The sequence below is a fragment of the Marinobacter sp. ATCH36 genome (genome assembly GCF_023555055.1).
In the GTDB taxonomy this organism is placed as follows: Bacteria; Pseudomonadota; Gammaproteobacteria; order Pseudomonadales; family Oleiphilaceae; genus Marinobacter.
Genome location: NZ_JAMJPL010000001.1, coordinates 816146 through 837634 on the forward strand (window position 1 = coordinate 816146; position 21489 = coordinate 837634).

At 57.8% G+C, this 21489-nt stretch carries 19 protein-coding genes; 4 read left to right on the forward strand and 15 right to left on the reverse strand.

Features of this window, described 5'->3' with window-relative positions; all coding sequences use genetic code 11:
* Positions 1-7 precede the first annotated feature (7 nt).
* The 4 genes from M8010_RS03590 to M8010_RS03605 form a co-directional block, all read right to left on the reverse strand.
* Complete coding sequence (locus tag M8010_RS03590) at positions 8-2509, reverse strand: molybdopterin-dependent oxidoreductase (protein ID WP_250088763.1); 2502 nt, start codon at positions 2507-2509, stop codon at positions 8-10.
* 56 nt (positions 2510-2565) lie between these two features.
* Positions 2566-3336: a 4Fe-4S binding protein gene (locus M8010_RS03595; protein WP_250088764.1), complete on the reverse strand. Its 771-nt coding sequence runs from the start codon at positions 3334-3336 to the stop codon at positions 2566-2568.
* A 114-nt stretch (positions 3337-3450) separates the two neighbouring features.
* Positions 3451-4143, reverse strand: coding sequence for an arsenical resistance protein ArsH (arsH, locus tag M8010_RS03600; RefSeq protein ID WP_502846202.1), 693 nt, complete (start codon positions 4141-4143; stop codon positions 3451-3453).
* A 109-nt stretch (positions 4144-4252) separates the two neighbouring features.
* A complete protein-coding gene (locus M8010_RS03605; protein ID WP_250088766.1) occupies positions 4253-4915 on the reverse strand; it encodes an NADPH-dependent FMN reductase in 663 nt (220 codons plus the stop codon).
* A gap of 223 nt (positions 4916-5138) precedes the next feature.
* Between M8010_RS03605 and M8010_RS03610 the strand changes: the two genes are divergently transcribed.
* The 3 genes from M8010_RS03610 to arsJ are packed head-to-tail and all read left to right on the forward strand — an operon-like array spanning position 5139 to position 8148.
* Positions 5139-5903, forward strand: a complete 765-nt coding sequence (locus M8010_RS03610) for a metalloregulator ArsR/SmtB family transcription factor (RefSeq protein ID WP_250088768.1) — start codon at positions 5139-5141, stop codon at positions 5901-5903.
* 45 nt (positions 5904-5948) lie between these two features.
* Positions 5949-6953 (forward strand): ArsJ-associated glyceraldehyde-3-phosphate dehydrogenase, encoded by a 1005-nt coding sequence (locus M8010_RS03615; RefSeq protein ID WP_250088779.1) that lies wholly within the window; start codon positions 5949-5951, stop codon positions 6951-6953.
* Between the two features lies 1 nt (position 6954).
* Positions 6955-8148: an organoarsenical effux MFS transporter ArsJ gene (gene arsJ / locus M8010_RS03620; RefSeq protein ID WP_250088793.1), complete on the forward strand. Its 1194-nt coding sequence runs from the start codon at positions 6955-6957 to the stop codon at positions 8146-8148.
* 32 nt (positions 8149-8180) lie between these two features.
* On the opposite strand, the gene M8010_RS03625 is transcribed toward arsJ, so the two are convergent.
* The 4 genes from M8010_RS03625 to arsD form a co-directional block, all read right to left on the reverse strand.
* Entirely contained in the window at positions 8181-9026 is an 846-nt protein-coding gene (locus M8010_RS03625) for a universal stress protein (RefSeq protein ID WP_250088794.1), read from the reverse strand.
* Between the two features lie 32 nt (positions 9027-9058).
* Complete coding sequence (gene arsB, locus M8010_RS03630; RefSeq protein WP_250088795.1) at positions 9059-10129, reverse strand: ACR3 family arsenite efflux transporter; 1071 nt, start codon at positions 10127-10129, stop codon at positions 9059-9061.
* Between the two features lie 64 nt (positions 10130-10193).
* On the reverse strand, positions 10194-11942 hold the full coding sequence (arsA, locus tag M8010_RS03635) for an arsenical pump-driving ATPase (RefSeq protein ID WP_250088797.1): 1749 nt from the start codon (positions 11940-11942) through the stop codon (positions 10194-10196).
* An 11-nt stretch (positions 11943-11953) separates the two neighbouring features.
* A complete protein-coding gene (arsD, locus tag M8010_RS03640) occupies positions 11954-12328 on the reverse strand; it encodes an arsenite efflux transporter metallochaperone ArsD (RefSeq protein ID WP_250088798.1) in 375 nt (124 codons plus the stop codon).
* A 152-nt stretch (positions 12329-12480) separates the two neighbouring features.
* Here arsD and M8010_RS03645 point away from each other — a divergent pair, with 152 nt between their 5' ends.
* A complete protein-coding gene (locus M8010_RS03645) occupies positions 12481-13062 on the forward strand; it encodes a DsbA family protein (protein WP_250088800.1) in 582 nt (193 codons plus the stop codon).
* Positions 13063-13121: 59 nt separating this feature from the next.
* On the opposite strand, the gene M8010_RS03650 is transcribed toward M8010_RS03645, so the two are convergent.
* The 7 genes from M8010_RS03650 to M8010_RS03680 all read right to left on the reverse strand — a co-directional run bounded on the left by M8010_RS03650 (position 13122) and on the right by M8010_RS03680 (position 21441).
* Positions 13122-13646, reverse strand: a complete 525-nt coding sequence (locus M8010_RS03650) for a cytochrome b (protein WP_250088802.1) — start codon at positions 13644-13646, stop codon at positions 13122-13124.
* 242 nt (positions 13647-13888) lie between these two features.
* A complete protein-coding gene (locus tag M8010_RS03655; protein ID WP_250088812.1) occupies positions 13889-14761 on the reverse strand; it encodes a VOC family protein in 873 nt (290 codons plus the stop codon).
* Between the two features lie 53 nt (positions 14762-14814).
* Positions 14815-15588, reverse strand: coding sequence for a hypothetical protein (locus M8010_RS03660; protein WP_250088814.1), 774 nt, complete (start codon positions 15586-15588; stop codon positions 14815-14817).
* A gap of 55 nt (positions 15589-15643) precedes the next feature.
* A complete protein-coding gene (locus M8010_RS03665; protein ID WP_250088816.1) occupies positions 15644-16942 on the reverse strand; it encodes an NAD(P)/FAD-dependent oxidoreductase in 1299 nt (432 codons plus the stop codon).
* Positions 16943-16951: 9 nt separating this feature from the next.
* The gene (locus M8010_RS03670; protein WP_250088818.1) at positions 16952-17266 is read right to left on the reverse strand and encodes a c-type cytochrome; all 315 of its coding nucleotides are present in this window, start codon (positions 17264-17266) and stop codon (positions 16952-16954) included.
* Positions 17267-17338: 72 nt separating this feature from the next.
* On the reverse strand, positions 17339-20395 hold the full coding sequence (locus M8010_RS03675) for an efflux RND transporter permease subunit (protein ID WP_250088820.1): 3057 nt from the start codon (positions 20393-20395) through the stop codon (positions 17339-17341).
* The gene (locus M8010_RS03680) at positions 20395-21441 is read right to left on the reverse strand and encodes an efflux RND transporter periplasmic adaptor subunit (protein WP_250088829.1); all 1047 of its coding nucleotides are present in this window, start codon (positions 21439-21441) and stop codon (positions 20395-20397) included. Before M8010_RS03680 ends, M8010_RS03675 begins: the two co-directional genes overlap by 1 nt.
* Positions 21442-21489 lie beyond the last annotated feature (48 nt).

Below are 21489 nucleotides of genomic sequence, written 5' to 3' on the forward strand. Positions count from 1 at the left end.
TTGGCGGTCAGGCGCGTTCAATACTCACCATGGCCGAGTAGTAACTGGCCAGGCCGGTAATGGCGTCGGATTTGTTTTCAGTCAGTTCGCCGGAATGGCCCGGGCCCTGGTTTTTCGCCCAGCGGCCCTGGGCCCAATGGCCAAGTTCCATGGGCAGTATCAGCACATCCGGTCGCTGCCCCGGGGAATAGCGGGCTGTCGCGGTAATTTCACCGATGTTGGACTTGAGCCGAACTTTGTCGCCGTTGCGAATGCCGTGGTCCCGGGCGGTTTTCGGATGGATTTCCAGATAGATATTGCCCCGGCCACCGGCGATGGGCTGGATGTAAGCCTGGGCCTGGGGCAGGTTGGCGCCCCGGCCCTCGGCATGCAGCGCCAGCTTTGGGGTGACCAGGTGCAGGTTACCCTCACCGGTATAGACCGGTGCCAGCCACTGGATCATTCCGGCCCGCTGCCGGGGGATACCCAGCTCCCGGTTGATGTAGTCGGCATGATTGGTGAGTTTGGTGGATACCAGCTCGAACTTGCCGCTGGGTGTTTTGATCAGCTTTTCAGCGACTTCGGCTTCGCTCATCTGCTTGCTATAACGCTCGCCGTCCCACTCGTAGAACTCGCCGCGAATCTGGCGCCAGTGGTAAGGCTTGCGGTACCACACGCCTTTTTCTTTCCAGCTTTCGAAACTGTTAACACCGTTGTCGCCGGGGTTATTTTCGAAGCCTTTGGCCAAGTGCCGCAGTACGTTTTCGGTGTTGTCGAGGGCCTTGTAGTAGTCACCCATGGGGCCTTCGATGCGTTTGCCGATTTCGATCAGGGTATCGCCATAGACCTTGGTGTCGTGCAGCGGTTTGATGGCCGGCGTGCGAATCTGGGTCATCGGAAAACCCTGGAACGGATAGGTCGGGGCATCCTGTAGACGTTCCAGATAGGTGTGATCCGGCAGCACCAGGTCGGCGAACATGGCGGTCTCACCCGGATAGGGCGAGGTGTCGATCACGAACAGCTCGCGCATCGCGTCTTCCCAGACCTGGGGGTTGGGTGACGTCCAGATCGGGTTGTTCAGATAGAACATAATGGTGTCGAGCTTGTAAGGATCGGCCGCCAGGGAGTTAGGGCCGATCTCCTGTTGCATGTTCTTGACCATGGGCCACTTGTCGGTGCCCTTCATGTCCACCCTGGGGACCTCGCCGGTGCTGATGCGCTCCTGCATGGTACGGGCATGGTCATCCATGTAATCGTCGGCGTTCACCGGTAGGTCGCCATAGGGAGGGCCCATCTGGTAGAACAGGCCGCCTTCGGCGAATAGGGCGCCGGTAAGGGCGTTGAGAGCGTGGATGGCCATACCGTTGTAGGCGCCGTTGGAGTGGGCCGTGGGGCCGCGTTCAAACAGGGCAATGGCTGGGCGGGTGCTACCAAACTCCCGCGCTACTTCAAGGATGGTCTGCTCGGGAAGCGTGGTAATTTCGGCGGCCCAGGCCGGTGTGCGGTCCTTAACCTCTTCGTTCCACCAGCGGGCCATATCCTTGACCCAGCGTTCCTCGAAATTGTCCGGACTGATGGTCTCGCCGGCACGGAACTGGTTGCGGCCGTCACGGAAATCACCGGCGAATTCACGGTTCCACAGGCCTTCGGTCAGCATCACGTGGGCGATCGCCAGGGCAAAGGCACCGTCGGTGCCTGGTTTGATCATCAGGGCACGGTCCGATGCCGCCATGGTGGTGCTCATGCGCACATCCACCGTGGTTACCCGGGTTTTCGGGCTCTTGGTACGGATGCGACCCCACACTTGCATGTTGTTGTTATAGGGGCGGAAGGCTTCCAGGAAGCCGGCCCCAAAATTGAGGATGTAGTTGGTGTGGTCGTAGTCGTAGGCATTGTAGGACTGGTTACCGTCGGTCAGTTCCTTGGCAATCATACTCCCGTCTGAGCAGATGGAGCTGTGCCCGATGGCGATGTTCGGTGATCCGTAAAGCTGACCAAACGTGCCCTGCAGGCCAGCGTCCGAAGCGCCCCAGCCGCGCCCGTAAAGAACGGCAAAACGGTGGGATTCGTTCTTTTTGCGCAGATTGTTCAGGCGCTCAGCGACCAGGTCGAGGGCTTCGTCCCAGCTGATGGGCACAAAGCCGGGGTCGACATCCCGGCCTTTTTCCGGGTTGGTGCGGCGCATGGGGCCCTTGAACCGGTCCGGATCGTAGAGCAGATACGTGCCCAGATGGCCTTTCGGGCACAGCCGACCGTTTGAAATCGGGTGATCAATAGTGCCGTAGATGCCGTGCACCCGGCCATTGGTGGTGTACACGTCAATGCCACACCGCGCAGGGCATTGGTGGCAGATGCTTTTGGTAATTTTGGTGTCCTTGCTGCCCCAGGGCCGGGCATCCGGGTTCTGTTTTGCCAATGCTTCCCGGGGTTTCAGGCTGGTCAGGGTCAGTCCGCTGCCGGCCAGCACGCCGGTCGCACCGCTGACCTGCAGGAACCGCCGTCGGTTCAGGCCAAAGGGTTGTTCGCTCATCTCTCACCTCATCACGGCACTTGCGGCCGGTTGTTTTTGTAACTTCTGCCTGTTCCTTACCGGAACAGCGGCATCACATCGTTTTTCATCAGTGCCTGGTCCCGCTGGCAGGCGGGGCACAAGGGCAGTTGGCTCCAGTCTTCGTCGCTTTCGGAGCCATCATTGACCTGCTGGAATTCATGACCACATTCGCTGCATTCCCGTCGTTCTGCCTGGCGGAGAATTCCCTGGAAGGGCGCGTTTGGCTCCTCCAGGCCGATGGCCTGATTCGGGCAAACGCTTTCGCATTTGCCGCAACCCAGGCAGTCGTGGGAATTGAACATCAGGGCGCCGCTGGCGTTGGCCTGCAATGCGCTGGACGGACAAAGCTGGCTGCACAGGCCGCTGGCATCGCAACGGCTGGTGTCGACGAACACGCTTGGATGCAGTCGTTGTCCATCGTTCGCCAACGCTTCCTGCCGCCAGCGTCTACGGGGTGCCGGGCCGGAATCGGCAAAGTCGACTTCAAGCGGAGCCGGGCTGGCAGCGCGACGAAACAGGGCGCGTCTGCTGAGCGTTGCCGGTGGCGCCATCAAGGCTTCGGTGTCGCAGGCGGGCAAGCATTCATGACAATTGGTGCAGGCATCCGAGACAATCAGCCACGGCCCCTCATCGCTGGCCACCACGGCCAGCGCCTGCTCGGGGCAGGCGTCACGGCACTGGTGGCAGTCAATGTTCCAGGGGGCGGGCAACAGGCAACGGGATGACAGCCAGGACAGGGTGATGCCCTGGGTGGTTGTCAGGCGTGTCGGCTGGCAGCTGGTTGTTGTAGAGATGGTGCTACCCATAGTGTCTGGCCATTGTGAACTCCGATCAAATTTAGAGCAGGTTCACATTGCAGACCAGAGGTCGCGGGGCATAGTTCTGTTTTAATTGACCCGGGTCAAATCACGATCCCATTGTCACATGGACCGCTGGTTGACCCGTTTTGATACCTCCTCGGCACTTTCCACCCGCTCAGAATAGCGGTCCGTCAGGTAATCGCTGCGGTCCCGGATCAGCAGCGTGAATTTCATCAATTCCTCCATCACATCCACGATGCGGTTGTAATAGGGTGACGGCAGCATCCGGTTATTGTCGTCGAATTCGGTGAATGCTTTGGGCACCGAAGACTGGTTCGGAATTGTCACCATCCGCATCCAGCGGCCCAGCACCCGCAATTGGTTCACGGCATTGAACGACTGGGAGCCGCCGCACACCTGCATCACCGCCAGGGTTTTGCCCTGTGTCGGTCGCATGCCGCCAATGGACAGGGGAATCCAGTCGATCTGGGTTTTCATGATGCCGGTCATGGCGCCGTGGCGCTCCGGGGAACACCACACCATACCCTCGCTCCATTGCGCCAGTTCCCGCAGTTCCTGAACCTTCGGGTGCGAAGCGTCCTCCGCATCCGCCAGGGGCAGGCCGCGCGGGTTGAAGATACGGGGTTCGGCGCCCATTGCCTCGAGCAGCCGTGCGCCCTCTTCGACCGCCAGCCGGCTGAACGACCGTTCCCGCAGCGATCCGTACAGCAGCAGGATCCGCGGTTTGTGGGCTGAGGGCGGTGTGGCAAACAGTTGTTCAGCGGTCGGCACGCGGAAGCACGCGGATTCTATGTGGGGTAGCGCCTGGTATTGCTCGTCTCGGGTCTGTTCGGTCTGGGAATCTTTAGTCACTCAGGTCTCCTGGGTTTGAGGGGTTGCTGTCGAGCTCCGGGCCTTGTTGTCAGCCCGGCGCGTTCCGCTGCTTGGGATCTTTCCTGAAATTGCCAATAAAAGCGTGGGGGTCCGACTGCTCCCGATGCCGGAGGGTGGCTTCGGCCCACCACAGCAGCTGGGCACTGCCGCGGCGGAAATAGCTTTGCCAGCGTCCCTCGTCCTGCCCTGAACGGAAGCCTCCGCTTTCGGCCAGGGCGTCCGCCGCTTCCGGGATCTGGATCATGGCGGACACCGGCAGACAGCCGAGTTCAGAAAGAAACCCCCGCATGGTGACCGCTGCCCGGGCTCCACCCCATTGTCCGGCCGAGTAGGTGACAATCAGGCTGGGCTTGTAGGCAAACAGGGAACTGCCGAAATGATTGAGCATGTGCGCAAGAGCCGGGCTCATGGAATGGTTGTATTCCGGGCTGACCATAACGTAGCCATCGGCCGCATCAATTTTCCTGGCCAGTTCGTTGAGCTGTTCAGGGACCTTGCTCTGTGGGTAGGCGAAGTGCGGTTTGAACACCGGGTCAAAGGTCCAGTCCAGTGGATCGATAATTTCCACGTCGTGGTCGGGGAAGGTCTCTGCGAAATGTTGTTCAAGGGCTTTCGCCACACGCAGGCCCAGACGGGCCGGCTTCGGTGGCGTGCTGTCGCGTGTCGAGCCCAGGAATATCAGAAATTTCATGGTTTCTCCTTGATCAAAGCAGTCATGGCGCCGCTGTTTTGTTCAGAGACTGCCGCAGAGTGTTGGAAAAGGATAGCTCCACAGAAGACGAATGGCTTGCGGGAAAGATACCTCTGCGTTGAATCCGCAAAGAAACATTCTTTATCTGTTTACTATTATATACGGGTGTTCTAATATCCAAAAATAGACATATGTTAATAAACTTATATATGGAATAACGAATATGAAACGCCGCGTTTTGTTCGTTTGCACAGCTAATAGCGCCCGCTCCCAGATGGCGGAGGCCCTGCTCCGAAACATGGCCGGCGATCGGTTCGAAGTCGCCAGTGCCGGCACCGAGCCAACCGAGCCCCATCCCATGGCGCTGCAAGTGCTGTCTGAAGCCGGAATTCCTGTTGAGGGCCTGCGTAGCAAACAGCTGGAAGACCTCAAGAACGAGCACTGGGATTATGTGATTACCCTCTGTGAAAAGGCGGCCAACGAGTGCGGCACGGTCTGTCAGCCAGCCCAGCAGATTGCCTGGGATTTCCGCGATCCTGTCCCGACAAACCGTCATGCCACTTTTGCGCTCACACTCAAGGAGCTAAAGGAGCGTATCGGCCTGTTCACCCTGGTGCATCAGAAAAAAACCGGCATGAAGGCCCTGAATTACAACCCGGTCGACGTGTTCCGGGCGCTCGGAGACGAAATTAGGCTGGCGATGCTTATGCTGATCCGTGACCAGAAAAAGCTGTGCGTGTATGAACTGACGACGGCACTGGACTCGTCACAACCAAAGGTCAGCCGGCATCTGGCCATCCTTAAAGCGGCAGGGCTGCTTGAGACGGAACGTCAGGGCCAATGGGTCTATTATTACCTTCATCCCCAACTGCCCCAGTGGCTGATGCGGGTGCTGGATGAGACTTCGGACAGTCATACAAAGCTGATAGAAGATGAAAAAAAGCGGCTGAAGGCGATGCCGGATCGCCCGGTTGTCAGGTTTCTCTGACGTCAGCGTTATTCATCGGATTCAAGATTTTTCAAGGAGCACATCATGAGCAAGATCAAGGTAGGCATTAACGGATTCGGCCGCATCGGTCGCCTGGCGCTGCGCGCTGCCTGGGGCTGGCCTGACATGGAATTTGTCGTCATTAACGACCCCGGTGCCGACGCCGCCACCCTGGCGCACCTGCTGAATTTCGACAGTGTCCATGGCCGCTGGAGCCACGAGGCGGGTGCCGACGGCGACGACATTGTCATCGAAGGCCAGCGAATCCATGTCACCCGCAACAAGGCCCTTGGCGATACCGACTGGTCCGGTTGTGATCTGGTGATTGAAGCCAGCGGCGTCAACAAGACCGTGAAGGTGCTGCAGGGTTATCTGGATCAGGGCGTGAAGCGCGTTGTCGTGACTGCACCGGTCAAGGAAGCCGGGGCGAAGAACATCACCATGGGTGTCAACGAAGAGGTGTTCGACCCGGCCAACGACCGTATCGTAACCGCAGCTTCCTGCACCACCAATTGCCTGGCACCGGTAGTGAAAGTCATCCACGAGAAGCTGGGCATCAAGCACGGCTCGATCACCACCATCCATAGCCTGACCAACACTCAGACCATCCTTGATGCGCCCCACAAGGATCTGCGTCGGGCCCGGGCCTGCGGCAGTTCGCTGATTCCCACCACCACCGGCTCCGCCACGGCGATCATAGAGATTTTCCCGGAATTGAAAGGCCGGCTGGATGGCCATGCGGTGCGGGTTCCGCTGACCAATGCGTCGCTGACCGATTGCGTGTTCGAGGTGGAAACGCCTACGGATCGCGATACCGTAAACCAACTTCTGAAAGAAGCGGCTGACGGCGAGCTCAAAGGCATTATGGGTTACGAGGAACGCCCGCTGGTGTCCATCGACTACAAGACCGACCCACGCTCCTCCATCGTCGATGCCCTGTCCACCATGGTGGTCAACGGCACCCAGGTGAAAATCTACGCTTGGTACGACAACGAATGGGGCTACGCCAACCGCACCGTGGAACTGGCGCGCAAGGTAGGGTCTGCCTGATATGACTGCTGCCATCCGCCAGTATCTGGTTATTACCGGCAACTACTGGGCCTTTACGCTGACGGACGGGGCCCTGCGGATGCTGGTGGTACTGCATTTCCACCAGCTCGGTTATTCCCCGCTGGAAATCGCCCTGCTGTTCATCTTCTATGAGTTCTTCGGGGTGGTGACCAACCTGGTGGGGGGCTACCTTGGGGCTCGCTGGGGCCTGAACCGCACCATGAATATCGGGCTGTTCCTGCAGATAGCCGCGCTGGCCATGCTGGCGGTGCCCGCGGCCATGCTGACCGTGCCCTGGGTGATGGCGGCGCAGGCAATGTCCGGTATTGCCAAGGACCTGAACAAGATGTCCGCCAAGAGCGGCATCAAGTTGCTGGTGCCGGATGAGCAGCAGGGCACGCTTTATAAGTGGGTCGCCATCCTGACCGGCTCCAAGAATACCCTGAAAGGGGTAGGCTTCTTTCTTGGCGGTGTTTTGCTGATGACTGCGGGCTTTACGGGGGCAGTCGTCGCCATGGCGATCGCCCTCGGCGTGGTATGGCTGTCCAGTCTGTTCCTGCTGGGGCAGGATCTGGGCAAGAGCAAGGCGAAGCCCAAGTTCAGCGAGATTCTCTCCAAGAGCCGGGCCATCAACGTGTTGTCGGCGGCCCGGATGTTCCTGTTTGGTGCCCGCGATGTGTGGTTTGTGGTGGCTTTGCCCGTGTACATGGCCACGGTGTTCGGCTGGGATCACTGGCAAGTGGGTGGCTTTATGGCCAGCTGGATCATCGGTTATGGCTTTATCCAGACGGTTGCACCACGTATCACCGGCCATTCTCAGGGCAGGCAGGGCGCGGTGCTTTGGGCCGCTGCCCTGGCGTTGATCCCGGCGGTTATTGCCGGCGGATTGATGGCGGGTTGGTCACCTCAGCCGGTGGTGATCGGTGGCCTGCTGTTGTTCGGCGTGCTGTTTGCCATCAATTCCTCGCTGCACAGCTATCTGATTGTCAGCTACGCCAGGGGCGACGGTGTATCGCTGGATGTGGGCTTCTATTACATGTCCAACGCCGCTGGCCGCCTTCTGGGCACCATCCTGTCCGGCTGGGTGTACCAGGCCTATGGGCTGGAAGCCTGCCTGTGGATCTCGGCAGGGCTGGTGGCAACGGCGTCTGCACTATCACTGATGCTACCGGACAAACGGCCCGCCCTGGCTTGATGCCTGAGCGAGCCCTCAACCAGTCAAGTCGGCTAGGCTGGCGAAGGCACGACCAACACCGGTCGTCCGGAATCACGGCAGACTTTTTCAGCCGTGCTTCCGACCAGAGTTTCGGCATGCCGGCCGTTACCGTGCTTGCCCATAATAATCAGGGTGTAGCCGTCACGGGCCTCCTGGATAATCGCCGCGGAAGGTACGCCCTCGGCGATCAGAATTTCACCTTCTCTCCCGGAAGCAGACAGACGCTTTTTGAGAGCTTCCAGGTGGTCCCTTGCGGCTTCTTCGGAAAGGTCCTCTCCGGCAACGGTCAGCAGGTTTACCTGGCCGGCCTTCTCTGACAATCCAACGGCTACCTTCTCCGCTGCAACGGCTTCCCGGGAAAGGTCCGTGGCCAGCAACACCTTGTCCAGGTTCTGGCGACAAACCGCCTCACAGGCTTCGGCTGTCTGTTCAGCGGACTTCTCGATCCGCTCGACGAGGACGGGTAACTCGGTTTGCTGAAGCACCTCGGTGGCAAAGCTGCCCAGAAAGAGTTTGTGCACAAAATTGTGGCTGCGAGAGCCCACCAACATCATGTCGGCACCCAGCTCTCCGGCCAGTGCCACGAAGCTTTTGGCAGGATGAGAGCTGTCGCGTACCAGCGTTTTCACGGTCAGGCCGGCTTGTCGTAATGGTTCGGCCTTTTCTTCCAGTTCTTTCAGATACTCGGCTTCATGGCCGTAGCCGGCGGTGGCGGTATACCCCACCGGAATCATGTGCACCAGCACCAACGTTTCGGCACCCCAGCGTTTGAGCTCCGGCAGGCAGGATAACAGTGCGTTTTCCGCTGGTGAGAAATCAACGCCCACCAGCACCTTGTTGAATGTTATCTCGGACATATCAATTTACTCCTCGGTTCATTCGGGCGGTCTCAGGCCGGGAAATAGTCCCGGGTGCGGTTGGCAATTTTTACCAACATCAGCATGACGGGTACCTCGACCAGTACTCCGACTACCGCAGCCAGGGCCGCACCGGATTGCAAGCCAAACAGGGCGATGGCAGAGGCGACGGCCAGTTCGAAAAAGTTACTGGCGCCAATCATGCCGGCGGGCGCGGCGACGCTGTGGCGAACTTTCCACAATTTGGCCCAGCCATAGGCGATGAAGAAGATCAGGAACGTCTGGATGATGAGCGGCACCGCAATCAGCGCGATGTGGAGGGGGTTCTCCAGAATGACCTCGCCCTGGAAGGCGAAAAGAAGCACCAGCGTAACGATCAGTGCCGCCGGGGTGATCGGGCCGATGCGCTTCATGAATACCTCGTCAAACCAGCGCTGGCCGTGGCGAGCAATCATCTTACGACGAGTCAGATAACCGGCGGTCAGGGGAATCACGATGTAGAGCACCACCGACAGGATAACGGTATCCCACGGCACCTGGATGTTGGATACGCCAAGCAGGAACACCACGATGGGCGCAAAAGCAAACAGCATGATCAGGTCATTCACTGAAACCTGTACCAGCGTATAGGCGGCATCGCCTTTGGTCAGATAGCTCCAGACAAACACCATGGCGGTGCAGGGTGCTGCGCCCAGCAATATGGCGCCGGCCAGATACTCGCTGGCCAGCTCCGGGGCGATCAGTGGTTCAAACACCACCATCAGAAAGAACCAGGCAATGGCGAACATGGTGAAAGGCTTGATAAGCCAGTTCACAGCGGTGGTGATGGCCAGGCCTTTCGGCTCTTTCCTCACGTTCACGATGGCGCTGAAATCAATCTGCGCCATCATCGGGAAGATCATCGCCCAGATCAGAATGGCAATGGGGATGGAGACTTGGGCATATTCGAAGCGCGACAGAGCTTCCGGCACCGCCGGAGCGAACTGGCCCAGGGCGATGCCGGTGATGATGGCCAGAGCAACCCACACCGAAAGATAGCGTTCAAACAGGCCCATGCCGCCTGACGCATCTTCCGGGATTGCCGTTTCAGTGTTACTGGTCATTGGTGTCCTCTCAGATGGATTGATGACTTTAAACGTTCGATAGCGTAAATATACAGGGTTGGCTTTACAAAGCCTGACCTTTTACCAACGCACGCAACCTTGGGGCTCCGACCGGGTCGTCAGCCAGCATCGGAACAACCGAGTAACGGGAACTCAGGGTTTCTCCGACCCGCGCAATTTCCGGTGCTTCGGTTGCGGCCCGGGCAACCAGCAGTGGGTGGCTGGTCTCTGTGGCCGCCAGGCTGGCGTTGATCACCCAGGCATAGGGTGTGATTTCCGCTCTTTTCAGGTCGTCCTGCAGGCGGGCGGCTTCCAGCACTGGTGTGGTTTCCGGCAGGGTCACGAGCAGCACTTTGGTTTGCGCCGGATCCTGCAGGCGCATCATCGGTGTCACCATGCGTGCACTGGTTTCTCCGGCATGACGCATGATATCCCGATGGTACGAGCCGGTGGCATCCAGCAGCAACAGTGTATGCCCGGTTGGCGCGGTATCCATGATCACAAATTTGCGCCTGGCCTCCCGTATGATTTTGGAAAAGGCCTGGAACACCGCTATTTCCTCGGTGCAGGGTGATCGCAGATCTTCTTCCAGCATCTTGCGGCCCTCGGCATCCAGGCTGGCACCGCGGGTTGCCATAATATGGTCGCGGTAAACCCGGGTTTCCACCTCGGGGTCAATGCGGCTGACGGTCAGGTTGTCGACATCGCCCGCAAGGGTTTCAGTCAGGTGGGCTGCCGGGTCGGTGGTGGTCAGCAATACCTCGTGGCCACGGGCGGCCAGTTCCACGGCAACGGCCGCTGCAATGGTGGTTTTGCCCACGCCGCCTTTACCCATGGTCATCACCAGGCCTTTACCGTCGGCCTCAATGTCGTCAACCAGGCCGGACAGTGGTGGCAGGTTGTCCAGGGCACGCCGGGGTGTTTCGGGACGCATGGTTTCAACCGGCTGATTCATCCGCCGCAGGGCATCCAGCCCCACCAGATTTTCAGGTCGCAGGAAAAAGTGACTTTGCGGTAAACCCGCGAGCTCTGAATCGGCCTCTTCCACGGCGGTGTGTTCACGCTCAATCATGCTGGCGGCAAGGGCATCGTCTGAAGCTTCAGACGGCATCATGCCGTTAATGGCGAGATGTTGATTGCGTATGCCGATATCGGCCAGCTCCCGGTGGGTTCGCGCGGCTTCCGCCATTGAGCTTGCCCGGGGCCGGGCCACCAGAATCAGACGAGTCAGATGTTCGTCAGAAAGGCTTTGGACGGCGGCCGCGTAGCGCTCTCGCTGCTTGTCCAGCCCGGCCAGAGGCCCGAGGCAGGATGCATCGCCACCGGTTTCCAGAAATCCGCTCCAGGCACCGGGTAACTTGAGTAACCGGATAGTGTGGCCGGTGGGCGCGGTGTCGAAAACAATATGGTCGTAGCGCCCGGTCAGCGCTTCATCCGTGAGCAGGGCAGTGAACTCATCAAACGCGGCAATCTCGGTGGTGCAGGCACCCGACAATTGTTCCTGGATGCTGGCTACGGCTTTCGCTGGCAGACTCGCCCGTATCGGGCCAAGAATCCGCTCACGATACTCTTCCGCCGCCGCTTCGGGGTCAATTTCCAGTGCTTCGAGCCCAGGAACATTGGCAATCGGCTTGATGTGATTGCCAATGCGGGTGTCGAATACCTGGCCCACGTTGGACGCCGGATCGGTACTTACCAGCAGCACTTTCTGCCCCGCGTCCGCAAGATTAACGGATGTTGCGCAAGCCAGAGACGTTTTACCAACGCCCCCTTTGCCGGTGAAGAATACGAATTTAGGCAGATTCTTGAACATTTACGTCATCCTTAGCAGCAGGAACTTTTAGCGTTTGATGAGCAGCAGGGCGAGGCTGATGCGCTGCTTTCCCGATCCTCAAATGCCAGATTGTTCCAGGCAGCCAGCTCCTTGCGTGAAGGGTAGCGCGCTTTGGAAACCATCTTGCCGTCAACCAGGATGGCTGGCAGATCGTCGCCTCCGGAAGCCTGCATTAACGCATTTACTTCCTCATTGATCGTGAACTCGGCGGGCTCCTGACTAAGGTTAATTCGCCGCACGCTCACGCCCCGGCTCTTCAGCCAGTCCAGATCGGCGGCAAACGTTATCAGCTGTTGATCGACATCGGCGCCGCAAACGCCGGTTGAGCAGCACATGGGTGGGTCATAAACTGTGATTGTGGTCATTTGTGTATCCTCTGTATCGGGCTTCGTTGCTATGAAGACGAACGAGGAGACAAAAGGATGCTGAATATTTAATATATTCTCGCCACTGATCTGAGGGGCATCATGCTTTTTCCAATTGACAGCGGAAAGTTCGCCAGGGAGCATTCTCGACTGTGAAACCTGTTTCTATCCTGATGTTGACGCTGATCTGCGCGCTTATGCCGTCACAGGCGGCTGCTGAACCCGCCATGGGCTCCCCAACTGCGCCGGTGACGCTTGTGGAATACGGCTCCCTGACATGCGGCCACTGCGTTCGGTTTCATCGGGACGTCCTACCGCACCTTGAGCAAAAATATATCGACACGGGACGCGTCCGGTTTATTTTTCGTGACTACCCGACCAGTGCTGAGGCAACTCGAGGAGCCGTGGCGGCACAATGTGTCAGTTCCGAGGCGTATTACTCGACGCTCCATACCCTCTTTTTATCGGTCGGACAGTGGTCAAGGGCTTCGGACGTTGACGCAGCCCTGAAACAAAAGGTGGAGGAACTGGGTCTGAACACAGCAGAGTTCCGTGACTGCCTGAAGGATCCTGCAACTGAGGCCGCAGTCGCACAGAGCCGTCGTCAGGGCGCACAGGAATTCGACGTGCTTGGAACCCCTACATTCCTGATCAACGGCCAGATCGTTCGAGGTACCCGAACGTTGGAGCAGATGGAGTCTCTGATCGACAATGCCGTTTCGCCCGTTCAGTAAAAGCAAAGTAGATTGTTTGCGGATGTCACCTTTTATGAGTCATTGCGGTAGATGCATCCTTACCGCCACATGCGTGGCAGAATATCGGTATGGGTGGCACTCTTTTTATGCCAGAACACCATAAAGATGTGTCCTAAGATCATTGCAAGCAACAACCATCCGAGCCAGCTATGTAGTAAGTTTCCTGGAGTGACCATCCAACCGATTTTTTCTCCCTCAAACCCTGAAAAGAGAGGAATGCCGAATGGTTCAAATGACTTGCCTGAGCCATATTGCCGGATCAGTGCCAACCCAGGAACGATAACCAAGAACGCATAAAGAGCGATATGACCTGCCTCTGCAGCCATGTTGATTGATTTTGGGCGCTGAGAGAGGGTTGCCACCGTCCATACGATGCGGATAAAAATCAGCACAAAAAGCAGGAATCCTAGTGGCTTATGGGTTGCCCAGAAAAACTCATCGATAACGGCATCCCGCAGAAAAAAATGTACCCCTGAGCTGAGGAATTGCCAAAGTATAAGCAGCGCCATAAACCAGTGGATAGCTCTGCTCACTCGTCCGTATCGATCAGTATTATCGGTCATGGTCTCTTCTGTATCTCTTTTAAAGTCATCGGTGCCAATGAACACGAACGAGGCGACAAAAGGATACAGGGGAAATCGATACGGGTGCTCGCCAGAACCTCTGGCAGGGGCGGGCGGGGGTACTCAACCTGGACGTCCGCACCTACAAGTGTGCGGTCCAGCGCTTGCTGTGATGGACAACTTACTACGCCTGCCTGTTTTTTGATGGAGCCATGCCGCCACCAAGTTCAGTGATTTGCACATCAAACCGCATGGGGGCCGGTGCCCGGCACCAGAAACTCCGGCAATTCGTCAGCGGGCTTGTGCGCCAGCTCAGCGTCGGTCAGGCGTGCGTAGATTTCAATCAGCGTGCCATCCGGGTCGGTCAGCCACAGCTCATGAAGGGGCGTGCCCTTCCAGGTGGTGCGTGGCGGCTTTTCAATGGGCGCGCCAAAGTCGACGGCCTGGTGATAGGCCGCAATCACCGCGCTCCGGTCGGCAACACCGATGCCCAGGTGGTAGAGGGTGTCGTGGTGCAGCTCCTTGCCGTCTGAAACTACCAGGACAAAATTGAGGTTCAGGTCATTGCGAATAAAGGTCGCATAGCGATGGGTCCATTCCTTCGGCCAGGTGTTCAGTAACCAGGCGTAAAAGCGCACGCTGTCCGGCAGGTCCTGAACGCGAATGCTGCCATGAAACTCCTCCGCCGAAGGGCTTTGCGGTATGTCGAGCAAGCCTGACAGCACGGCGATGCGGGCTTTGATCTGATCCCGGGCGGTGCGGAATTGTTCCAGGCTTTCTTCACTGCTTGGTTCGCCCATGCCAATAGCAGGATCGCTGATTGGCCAGTGCAGGCGTTTCACTTTGCCCGGCAGAATCGGGCAGACTTCTTCGGCGCAGAGGGTAACGACCATATCGATGGCTGCCGGGTCGATGGCGTCCACCGATTTACTCTGTTGCTGGCTGATGTCCATGCCGATTTCCGCCATGGCCGCGATGGCGTGCGGGTTAACCTGCGTTGGCTGGGAGCCAGCGCTCATCACCTCGACATTTGCGCCCAACAGTTCCCTTGCCAGGCCCTCGGCCATCTGGCTGCGGGCTGAGTTGGAGACACACAAAAACAGAATTCGGGTCATTATCGTTCCTCAAGGTGTTATCAATACTGATCAATACCGACGGTCTGGAAGTTTCACTCAATCGTAATAGTTGTTTTATCGATACCGGTATTGCCATTTTTGGGGTCATAAGCATGAACAATCACCTCATAGACACCGGCTCCATCAACGGGCATTTCACCGCTGTATGTGCTGCTCTTTCCAGCGTATGACATTGCCTCTTCAGCCACTTTCTCCCCATTTCTGCTGATTGTCATGCCAACCTCGAACTGATTGGCATCCCACAAGCCGTTTGGTGTGATCGGGCAACCGCACATCATCATGACATTGGCGCGCACTGAAATGCTGTCGGCTTGCGAAGCTGACACTTTCTGGGCAGCAGCCGGTTCCATGACGTTGACCACAAGGCCCGGCAATTCAATGACCCAGCCATCTCCAACCGAAAGGTGGCCGCCGGGGATAACCCATTGGGTCGCACTTGCAGCGTGAGCAGCTTGCGGCTGGGCCAGTGGCCCATAAACTTCTGCTTCAATCATGCGTGGGCGGTCGAGATCCAGCGTGGTCTTGAAAGAGGCCGCAGACTCATCCGCCAGTTCAGCGCGGCGCCCGCCCTTTTCATGCATGATTTTTGCGGTGTTGCCGGTGCCGCCAGCGGTTATACCCTTGGCCAGAATCTCACCGGTTTCTGTGTCGCGCAGAATGACCCGCGCGCCACCGATACTGGTGCCTAAGAATTTGGCATCTTTGCTCAATACCCGAACGGTGATGTCCGTTTTTTCCGCCATGGCCGGGCCTGAGATCATGGCCAAAGCGAAGATAGCGCCAAGAATAATCGTTTTTGATTTCATGGTTTGTTACCTCTTGAATATCAGTTATGGGGAGACTGCGAGTAAGCCCCTGAAGTCAGCCCCAGACTTCATCGGTAATACTGCGGTACCAACCGCGCGCGTAGTTGGCCTCGAGCCGACGTTCTTGCCGGGTGGCATCCATTCTGGATATGCCGCGTGATGCCTCTATCCTTTCAATCTCTCCATCCACCATATCGAAGACGGCTGCGACCGAAATGCCGTAATCCGGCGCAATCAATGAATAACAGGTGTTCACGTTTTTTGCCGCAATGGTGGGTTCGCCCGCCATTTCCAGCACAATGTTGGCCGCTACAATCTTCCCGTGACTGGTTGAAGAGTGTGCTGATTTGGGCATGGGCGAGGCAATAGCTGCATCCCCGATCACATACACATCGTTAATCTGCTTTGAAGCAAAGGTCTTTTGGTTGATCGGACAAAAACCTGACTTATCGGCCAGGCCCATATCCTGTGCCAGCTGTCCTGCCTTTTGCGGGGGAATGTAGTTGATCACGTCGCCCTCGAAACTGCCCAAGGTGGTTCGTACCACTTTTTTGTCGGCATCAATACCAACGGCCTCACCCCCGTCCGTTTTGGCAATCCATTGAATGCGCTCACCATAGTTTTCCTTCCAGCCCTGCATGAACAGGGCCTGTTTGGAAAACTCGTCTTTCTGATCCAGTATAATCAACCGGGCTCCGGGCTTATATTGCGTCATGTAATGGGCCACCATGGAAGCACGTTCATAAGGTCCGGGCGGACACCGGAACGGGTTCGGTGGCGCAACCATAATGAAGGTGCCGTCTTCTGGCATGGCTTGTAATTGCTTTCGCAACAATAACGTCTGGTCACCCGCTTTCCAGGCATGGGGCGTTTTTGCCGCGATGTCCGGCGTTGCTCCCTCAATCTCGTTCCATTTGAAATCAATGCCGGGTGAGACAACCACCTTATCGTAATTCAGGGTCTTGCCACCCGCCAGCTGTAGGGTTTTGGCGGTGGTGTCGACGGATTTCACGGTGTCATGCACGACCGTCACCCCGTTATTACGGACCGCCTTGTAATCGTGAGTGATGGTGGCCATTTTGGCTTCTCCGCCAATCACCCAGTTGGAGCCTGGACAGGTGATATAAGACGTTTTTGGCTCAATCATGGTTACCGCCAGGTCCGGGTTGTAGCGTTTCAGGTACCTGGCAGCACTGCCGCCGCCAAAACCGCCACCGATGACAACAATGTGCCCCGCCGTTTTTGAGCCAGTGCTTACACAGCCACTGGCAACCATTGCAGACGGTACAGCCACCCCGGCGGCTATCAGCTTCAATAGGTCACGTCGTTTCAGCCCAATCGCTTGTCCACTCATAACGCCCGCTCACTCCTCTTGTTTGCCAATGTACTGCCCCATCAGCTCAATCTCTTCGTCGCTGTACCCGCCGGCATGCCGTGGCATCATGGTGCCGTCGCGCTCGCCGTCCCGGAAGGCTTTCATTTGCTCGATAAGTATTGACGCCGGATAATCCGCCAGGGGCGGGATGGTGGCATCTTCCACCGCTTTGCCATCGTAGCCATGGCAGGAAAAGCAACTGTTGGCCAACAGTTCTCCCCTGGATACTGGCTTTTCGGCCAGCGCTGGCATGGCCGTCAGAGCCAGCCATGTGGGAATGACTACCCAGGTTTTCCAGTTCATCTCGTCGTTTCTCCTTGCCTCATTAAACCTAAACAATTTTGCTCACTATCGAGACAGCGTGGCCTGGTCGAATCAGGTACGGTGCAGCAGGGCATATAGGGCCGGTACCACCAACAACGTGATAACCGTTCCGACACTCACACCACCAATCAGCACATAGGCGAGTGGCCCCCAGAAACTGTCGAGGGTGAGCGGCACGAACGCCAACACAGCGGCAATGGCGGTCAGCAATACCGGCCGGGCGCGCTGGACCGCCGCTTCGATAATGGCCTCCCGGTCAGCCATGCCCGCATTCTGGTTATCACTCACCTGCTGGGTCAGTATCAGTGCGTTGCGCATCAGGATGCCGGCCAGGCCGATCAGCCCAAGCGTTGCGACAAACCCGAATGGCTGGTTGAACAACAACAGGGCGAGCACCGCGCCGACCAACCCGAGAGGCGCGGTGAGCACGGTAATGACGGTGCCGATAAAGCTGCGCATCTGCAGCATTACAAAAATAAGCATGAGCGCCACCATGACGGGCAGCAATGCCCTGATTGAGCCCTGGGCCTTGGAGGACTGCTCCTCGCTGCCACCAATCTGGATATCGTAGCCAGAAGGCAGGTCTTCGCTCAGCTTCTGCAGTTGAGGCCAGATGGCATCATGCACTGCTTTCGGTTGAGCGCCTTGCCTGAGTTCGGTATTGACCGACATCGACAGCTCACGGTTGTGGCGTTTCAACACCGGGTCTTCAAATGCCACCCGGATATCTGCCAGCTGGCCAAGGGGGACAACCTGCCCCTGCTGGTTGCGAAGCTCTGTCGTTGCCAGCCTGGTTTTTTGTTCTGCCGCGGACTGGCTGTGATCCAGCAAGACAGCGTCTCCGATGGCTTCCAGCCAGACCCTGGGGTAGCCGTCACGCAGCTCGGTCACCCGGTGGCCATCCAGCAACAGGTTCAGCTGCTGTGCGACCATTTGCGGTGTGAAACCATGGCGTACCAGCTCCGCCGGGCGCCAGTCCAGTTCCAGCGACGGTACTCGCTCACCCCACTCAAGATGCGGTTCGGTAGTATCCTTGTTGGCGGCCATTACTTCCCGGACTTGCCCGGCCATGTCGCGTACGTTGACCGGGTCCGGGCCCAGCACCCGGTACGCCACCGGCCATACCACCGGCGGGCCGTAGCGCAATTTCTCAACCCGTACGCGCGCCTGAGTAAACTGGCCGCCGTCAATGGCCTGGTTGAAGGTCTGCATCAGGGCGTCCCGGGCTTCCGGGCTTTCGGTAACCACCAGCAATTCCCCGAAAGCACTGCTCGGCTGTTCCGGGCCTGCTGAAATAAAGTACCTGGGAGATCCGGCGCCGACGTACGCGGATACCGATTTAATGCCGTCCGCTTGCGCAACAATGGCTTCAAGCTGCTGCATGGTGCGGTTGGTGGCATGGATGGCGGTGCCCTCGGGCATGTGTACGCTGACGGTTACCTCGGTACGGTCGGATGCCGGGAAAAACTGTTTTTTCACGGGGCCAGCCAGCCCGACAAACGACAATACCAGCGAGGCCAGTGTTAACGATGTCACCAGCTTTTTGTGCGCCACACAAAAGGTGATGATTTTCCGGACGCGAGGGTATTTTTCATTGGCCGGTTGGGAATCAGCCCCGGGCTTTATCTCCGGCAGCAGCTTTACGCCCACATAGGGGGTGAAAATCACGGCAACCAGCCAGGACAACAACAGCGAAATCGCCAATACCCAGAAAATATTGCCCGCGTATTCACCTACCATTGATTTGGCAAAACCGATGGGAACAAAGCCGGATACCGTAACCAGGGTGCCGAACAGCATGGGCGCTGCGGTTACTTTCCAGGCGTGGGTGGCAGCCTGGACGCGATCGACGCCTTCCTCCATTTTCACCAGCATCATTTCGATGGTGATAATGGCGTCGTCCACCAGTAAGCCCAGCGCAATAATCAGGGCGCCCAGGGTGATGCGATCCAGGTTCATCCCCATGGCCATCATCACCATAAAGGTAGCCGCCAGGGTGACCGGTATGGCAACGCCGACCACCATGCCGGCATGAAAGCCGATGGCCAGAATACTGACACCGGTGACCACCAACAACGCAACCAGGAACTTCAGCTGAAACAGGTTCACGGCCGAATCAATGGCATCGGCCTGGTTGGTCAGCACATCGAACCGGATATCCGTTGGCAGGTTGCGTTTCTGTTCCGCAACGAATTCCGCCAGACGCTGGCCGAATGCCTGGCCGTTCTCGCCTTTCTGCATCACCACGCCCAACACCAGAGCGCCTTCCCCGTGAGCCCGGATCAGTTGTTGCGGTGGATCCTGGAAACCCCGCTCGATGGTGGCGATGTCTTCGAGTACAAATTGCCGTTGATTGATCATTAACGGCAATTGTTTTATCCGCTCGATATCCGAAAGATCGTTATCCAGCCTGAGCCGGACGGTCGGCCCCGCCGTTTCCAGCCGGCCGGAGGGTGCCAGCGCATTGAACTTCTGGATCTGCGACATCAACTGCTCGGTACTGGTGCCGAGCCGTTGTAACTTTGGGGTATCAAACTGGACGAAAACCCGCTGTTCCCGTTCACCGAAGATGTGCGCCTTATTGACCCCGTTAACCTGCTGAAGCCGGTTTCTCAGGGTTTCGGCAACGCTCAGAACCTCTCGTTGATTGCGACTCTCGCTGGTCAGGGACATAAGCGAGAAGTAGACATCGGAAAAGTCTTCGTTCACTTGTGGTCCAAGCACGCCGGCGGGCAAGGACGGCTGCACATCCTGCATGCGCCGGCGAACTTCATAGAACAGGTCAGGCAATTGCTCGGAGGTTACAAAGTCCTCGAACTCTACCTTCAGGTAGGCAACGCCGGGGCGGATGGTGGTTTCGATGGCATCAATGTGGCGAACGTTTTGTATTTCTTTTTCGATCGGGTCCGCCACCTGCTGTTCGATGGTTTCAACGGTCGCGCCGGGCCACTGCGCCGACACCATCATCACGCGCACGGTGAAATCGGGGTCCTCCGCACGGCCGAGCGATGAAAAGGCATAGATGCCGCCGGCGATGATCAACAACAGAAAGAACAGGGTGACGGAGCGTTCTTTAACCGCGATGGCCGAGAGATTGGGGATGGACATTACTGCACCGCCCGTACTTTCTGGCCTTCCGTCAGACGATTAATGCCATGGGAGATGATTTGCTCGCCCGCAGAGAGCTGTTCCGAAGTGATCGTGGCGGTCTGGGTGGTAACATCCAGTACCGTGACCGGCGCAACAGTGGCTTTGCCCTCCTGGATGACCCAGACGTGCGCCTGCTGGCCGCGCTCATCGATGGCGGTGACAGGAATGGTCAGCGCGGACTCTGCTGAAAAATCCGTGGCAATGGGTAAAGTCGCTTCGGCCAACTGTCCGAAGGCAAAATGTTCAGGCTCGGTGTTGAGGTTATAACGAACGCGCCGGGTGAAGCTCTGTGGGTCCAGCGTATTGCTGGCTGAAAACAGCTCCAGCTCATAGGACTTGCCATCTACCTTTATAGAGGCCGTTCCCGGTGCCGAAACCTTTCCGGGCAAATCAATGGTCGCCTGCAATGGCCCGCCCTGTGCCAGCTGCAACACGGGCTGTGCCGGGTTCACCACGAGCCCCGGCGCCGCTTCAACGGAGACCACGGTACCAGCCAAGGGCGCTTCCAGCCGGGTGTAGCTAAGGGCATTTTCCGCCTGTTTCAGTTCCGAGCTTGCCTGTTGTTGCCCGCTTTGGGCTTCTTCCAATGCTACCTGGTACCGCTCCAGTTGTTCGTCATTGATGGCACCGGTTCTGAACAGGGACTTGCCGCGCTCCAGATCATTGGTTGCCTTTTTTACCACCTCCTGAGCCGCAACACGGGACGCTTCTGCCGCCTGGAGCCGCTGCCCGAAATCAGCGGGATCGAGGCTGGCCAGTAACTGCCCCTGCTTTACTTGCTCTCCCACCTCGATATGGCGCTGGTCGACACGACCTGCTACACGAAACGCGACCGGTGTTCTGAAGCGGGGGGTCAGCGTTGCGGTATAGGTCGCCGCGGGTGGGCGGTAATCCTCAATTTGTGCAACGCTGACCGGGGTCGGTGGTGAATCCTTCGTGGTTTCTTCGGATGAACATCCGACCAGCAGGATAGAAGCGGCAAAAACAGAAAACAGTTTTTTCATTTAATACACATGCTTGGCAAATGGGGAGAGGTAAAAAGTGTGCGGGGC

What these genes read in the sequence shown, in the direction of transcription:
- M8010_RS03590 (WP_250088763.1), bottom strand. Translation starts at nt 2,509, where the DNA reads ATGAGCGAACAACCCTTTGGCCTGAACCGACGGCGGTTCCTGCAGGTC.
- M8010_RS03595 (WP_250088764.1), bottom strand. Translation starts at nt 3,336, where the DNA reads ATGGGTAGCACCATCTCTACAACAACCAGCTGCCAGCCGACACGCCTG.
- M8010_RS03605 (WP_250088766.1), bottom strand. Translation starts at nt 4,915, where the DNA reads ATGAAATTTCTGATATTCCTGGGCTCGACACGCGACAGCACGCCACCG.
- M8010_RS03610 (WP_250088768.1), top strand. Translation starts at nt 5,139, where the DNA reads ATGAAACGCCGCGTTTTGTTCGTTTGCACAGCTAATAGCGCCCGCTCC.
- M8010_RS03615 (WP_250088779.1), top strand. Translation starts at nt 5,949, where the DNA reads ATGAGCAAGATCAAGGTAGGCATTAACGGATTCGGCCGCATCGGTCGC.
- arsJ (WP_250088793.1), top strand. Translation starts at nt 6,955, where the DNA reads ATGACTGCTGCCATCCGCCAGTATCTGGTTATTACCGGCAACTACTGG.
- M8010_RS03625 (WP_250088794.1), bottom strand. Translation starts at nt 9,026, where the DNA reads ATGTCCGAGATAACATTCAACAAGGTGCTGGTGGGCGTTGATTTCTCA.
- arsB (WP_250088795.1), bottom strand. Translation starts at nt 10,129, where the DNA reads ATGACCAGTAACACTGAAACGGCAATCCCGGAAGATGCGTCAGGCGGC.
- arsA (WP_250088797.1), bottom strand. Translation starts at nt 11,942, where the DNA reads ATGTTCAAGAATCTGCCTAAATTCGTATTCTTCACCGGCAAAGGGGGC.
- arsD (WP_250088798.1), bottom strand. Translation starts at nt 12,328, where the DNA reads ATGACCACAATCACAGTTTATGACCCACCCATGTGCTGCTCAACCGGC.
- M8010_RS03650 (WP_250088802.1), bottom strand. Translation starts at nt 13,646, where the DNA reads ATGACCGATAATACTGATCGATACGGACGAGTGAGCAGAGCTATCCAC.
- M8010_RS03655 (WP_250088812.1), bottom strand. Translation starts at nt 14,761, where the DNA reads ATGACCCGAATTCTGTTTTTGTGTGTCTCCAACTCAGCCCGCAGCCAG.
- M8010_RS03660 (WP_250088814.1), bottom strand. Translation starts at nt 15,588, where the DNA reads ATGAAATCAAAAACGATTATTCTTGGCGCTATCTTCGCTTTGGCCATG.
- M8010_RS03665 (WP_250088816.1), bottom strand. Translation starts at nt 16,942, where the DNA reads ATGAGTGGACAAGCGATTGGGCTGAAACGACGTGACCTATTGAAGCTG.
- M8010_RS03670 (WP_250088818.1), bottom strand. Translation starts at nt 17,266, where the DNA reads ATGAACTGGAAAACCTGGGTAGTCATTCCCACATGGCTGGCTCTGACG.
- M8010_RS03675 (WP_250088820.1), bottom strand. Translation starts at nt 20,395, where the DNA reads ATGTCCATCCCCAATCTCTCGGCCATCGCGGTTAAAGAACGCTCCGTC.
- M8010_RS03680 (WP_250088829.1), bottom strand. Translation starts at nt 21,441, where the DNA reads ATGAAAAAACTGTTTTCTGTTTTTGCCGCTTCTATCCTGCTGGTCGGA.